The organism is Frankia sp. KB5 (assembly GCF_002099325.1).
Taxonomy (GTDB): domain Bacteria; phylum Actinomycetota; class Actinomycetes; order Frankiales; family Frankiaceae; genus Frankia; species Frankia casuarinae.
Window position 1 is genome coordinate 1 of the sequence record NZ_MRUJ01000169.1, and the last position, 3,234, is coordinate 3,234.

The 3,234-nt window shown below is 71.8% G+C and carries 2 protein-coding genes and 1 pseudogene; 2 read left to right on the plus strand and 1 reads right to left on the minus strand.

All coding sequences use genetic code 11. The features are described from left to right. A pseudogene (locus KBI5_RS27380) lies at positions 1 to 317 on the minus strand (hypothetical protein); the annotation flags it as partial. 230 nt (positions 318 to 547) lie between these two features. On the opposite strand from KBI5_RS27380, the gene KBI5_RS16650 reads away from it, so the two are divergent. Together KBI5_RS16650 and KBI5_RS16655 are read left to right on the plus strand one after the other, a co-directional pair. After that, a complete protein-coding gene (locus KBI5_RS16650) occupies positions 548 to 1,195 on the plus strand; it encodes a hypothetical protein (RefSeq protein ID WP_133057059.1) in 648 nt (215 codons plus the stop codon). Between the two features lie 142 nt (positions 1,196 to 1,337). Further along, positions 1,338 to 3,089, plus strand: coding sequence for a GMC family oxidoreductase (locus tag KBI5_RS16655; protein WP_085015759.1), 1,752 nt, complete (start codon positions 1,338 to 1,340; stop codon positions 3,087 to 3,089). Positions 3,090 to 3,234 lie beyond the last annotated feature (145 nt).

The following is a 3,234-nucleotide window of genomic DNA, read 5'->3' on the forward strand; positions in this document are numbered from 1 at the left end:
CCCGCGGCTGGCAGGACGACGCGGTTAGCCCTGAGCATCCCCGAGGCCGCCGTACGGGCAGGCGAGGTCCGCCTGGTCGAGGCCGACGTCGCATCCTCGCCGGCGGCTCCGGCGTCCGCGGCTCCGGCGTCCGCGGCTCCGGCGTCCGCGGAGGCCGGCTCGGCAACCGCCGCCTCGGCCGCGCCCGCTCGTCGGCGCCGCGGCGGTCGCCGTGGYCGGATCGGCCTGCGGACGGCGTCTGCGGTCGGCCGTCGTCCCCGGGCGATGGCGTCCGTGGCGGGCGATGGCTCGCCTGGTGCCGCCAGCCCGGCGGTCAACCTCGCCCCCTCGAGGGGCGCCGACCGCCCGGACAGCGCCGGTTCGGATGATCCGGACACCGCCCGTTCGGATGATCCGGACACCGCCCGTTCAGACCAGCCGGAGCCGCGGACGCCGGAGCCGCCGGCGAGGATGCGACGTCGGCCTCGACCAGGCGGACCTCGCCTGCCCGTACGGCGGCCTCGGGGATGCTCAGGGCTAACCGCGTCGTCCTGCCAGCCGCGGGGCCGTGACGGACGAGCCACACGTCCTGACGGACGAGACCGCTGGGGCAGCGGACGCGTCGACTCCCGAACCGGAGCGGGGCGCCCCGACAGTCCCKTTGCCCCCTCCGCCGCCCGAGCCGATGACCCTGGCCGCCAGCCAGGTGATCACGGTCCTCGCGAACGCGATGCGGCGCCCGACGTCCGACTACCTGGCTATCTACCAGAAACTGCGGGTGATCCTGGAGGAGGACAGCTGGGAACCGGTTGAACTGGCCCTGCATCTAGTGCACATCATCACGACCGGTGTCCTGGTCGGGGATGGCGACGAGATCGACAATCTGTCCTGGCGACTCGATCGCCTGCCCAGGGCGTCCGCCGACTGCAACTGCCGCGCCTGCCTGGAGAACCGGGGGATCAGGACCGGACCGACGCCGGGTTCCACCGTCCCGAACCAGGGGCGCGGGCGCTACACCCGCACCGCGAAGGAGAAGGGACCCGCGCCCGGACGCCCAGGATGGGAGGCCTACGGGTCCCGAGCCGCCCGCCCGGAATCCGAGGCGCCGCCCGTGTCGATCCCGCGGCCACCGCTGGAGGCTATCGAGGAGGCCGCTCGCGCGGGACGTGCGCATGCCCAGATGGCGAGCCAGTCGGCGGCTGACGGCGCGGCCTGAGCCGGTCGACCTGTGGTCCGGGTCGCTCGCCGCGGCGAGCGGCGGCGGGCCGCGGATGGTGACGGTCAGTGGCGGATGGTGTTGCATAGTCCCAGCGACAGCCCATCATGGGAAGTCATGGTGACTTCGGTGGACGACACCCGTGGCTGATTCCGGGTCGGACGGCGGCTATGACGCCGACGTGATCGTGATCGGGAGCGGGTTCGGCGGCAGCGTCAGCGCGCTACGGCTCGCGGAGAAGGGCCATCGTGTCCTCGTGCTGGAGGCCGGTCGCCGGTTCACCCCGGACACGCTGCCGAAGAACAGCTGGCACGTTCGCCGGTATCTGTGGATGCCGCGGTTGGGCTGCCACGGTATCCAGAAGATCACCTGGTTGGGTCGGGTCGTGGTGCTGTCCGGAACGGCGGTCGGTGGCGGCTCGGTCGTCTACGCGAACACGCTGTACCGCCCGCTCGACGCCTTCTATACCGACCCGCAGTGGCGGGACATCACCGACTGGCGCCGTGAGCTGGAGCCGTTCTTCGACCAGGCCGAACGCATGCTCGGGGTGAATCCCAACCCGACGACGACGTACTCCGACGAGGTGTTCCGCACGGTCGCCGAGGAGATGCGGGTCGGGTCCACCTTCGCGGCGGCGCCGGTCGGTGTCTTCTTCGGCCGCGACGGCAGCCGGGAACCCGGCGTGCGTGTCCCTGACCCGTACTTCGGCGGCGCCGGCCCGGCTCGGACGGGATGCGTAGAGTGCGGGGAGTGCATGAGCGGCTGCCGTCGAGGGGCCAAGAACACCCTCGACTGTAACTACCTGTACCTGGCCGAGCGGGCCGGTGTGCGGGTAGTCCCGGACACCACGGTCACGGCTGTCCGGCCACGCTCGACCGGCGGGTATGAGCTCGACATGGTCCGGACGGGGGGTCTCGTCCGGCGTCGGCGACGTACCCTCACCGCGGAGCAGGTCGTGTTCGCCGCCGGCACCCTGGGCACCCAGCGGCTGCTGCTGGCGATGAAACAGAGCGGTGACCTGCCGGCGTTGTCCGACCGRCTCGGTCATCTCACCCGGACGAACTCCGAGGCGATCCTGGGCGCATCCAGGCTGCGCCCCGATCAGCGGATCGCCCGGGGAGTCGCGATCACCTCGTCCTTCCACCCCGACGAGCACACCCACATCGAACCCGTGCGCTACGGCCGGGGGAGCAACCTGATGGCACTGATCAGCGCGTCGATGACCGACGGCGGCGGGCGGGTGCCGCGCTGGCTGAAATACCTGCGTCAGGTCGTGCTCCACCCACATCAGGCGCTGGYGTCGTCACTGCCCTGGCGATGGTCCGAGCGGACCATCATTGCGCTGGTCATGCAGTCGTGGGACAACTCGTTGATCGTCTCCCTGCGCCGTGGGCCGTTCGGTCTCGGCTGGCTGACGAGTCGGCAGGGACACGGTGAGCCGAACCCCTCCTGGATCCCGGAGGGCAACGATGCCGCCCGCCGGATCGCGGCCAGGATGGGCGGCTACCCCGGCGGGTCGATCGGCGAGATCGCCAACATCCCGCTGACCGCGCACATCCTCGGCGGGGCCCCCATCGGCACGGATCCCACCACCGGAGTGATCGATCCCTACCACCGGGTCTTCGGATACGAGGGGCTGCACGTCGTCGACGGCGCCGCGGTCTCGGCGAACCTCGGCGCGAACCCGTCGTTGACCATCACTGCGCAGGCCGAACGGGCGATGTCCTTCTGGCCGAACAAGGGGGAACCCGACCCGCGCCCACCTCTCGGGGCGGCCTACCGGCCGGTTGCGCCGAGAGCACCGGCGCACCCCGCCGTCCCAGCCGGCGCTCCCGGGACCTACCGCGTGGTCGGCCCGGTCGGCCCGGTCGGCCCGGTCGCGGGGACGAGGTGACCGGTTGCCGGATGCTGGCCACGAGCTGCCGGGATGCGGGTGCGTCCGGCAGCCACGCTTTGCCCGGCACGTCGACTCTGCTGCTTAATTCGGGGCTGGGGTTGCGAGTCGGTGGCTGAGGCGGGTGAGTCTGCTGGTGCGGGGG